At 43.0% G+C, this 251-nt stretch carries 1 rRNA gene; it reads left to right on the top strand.

The features are described 5' to 3' along the window. Positions 1-167 (top strand): 23S ribosomal RNA (locus tag ACTHTG_RS11235); the annotation flags it as partial. Positions 168-251 lie beyond the last annotated feature (84 nt).

A 251-nucleotide genomic window follows, 5' to 3' on the forward strand; every position in this document is an offset into this window, starting at 1 on the left:
ATAAGCGCTGAAAGCATCTTAGCGCGAAACTCGCCTGAAGATGATACTTCCCTTGTGGTTTAACCACACTAAAGAGTCGTTCGAGACCAGGACGTTTATAGGTGGGGTGTGGAAGCGCGGTAACGCGTGAAGCTAACCCATACTTATTGCTCGTGAGGCTTGACTCTATCATTTGAAGAACTTAAAGAGATAAAAGCTTACTGACTGATTCAGTCATCACCAAATATATTGATTAAGGCTTTACCGATTTG

It is taken from the genome of Neisseria sp. P0017.S009, from assembly GCF_051957375.1.
Lineage (GTDB): Bacteria > Pseudomonadota > Gammaproteobacteria > Burkholderiales > Neisseriaceae > Neisseria > Neisseria perflava.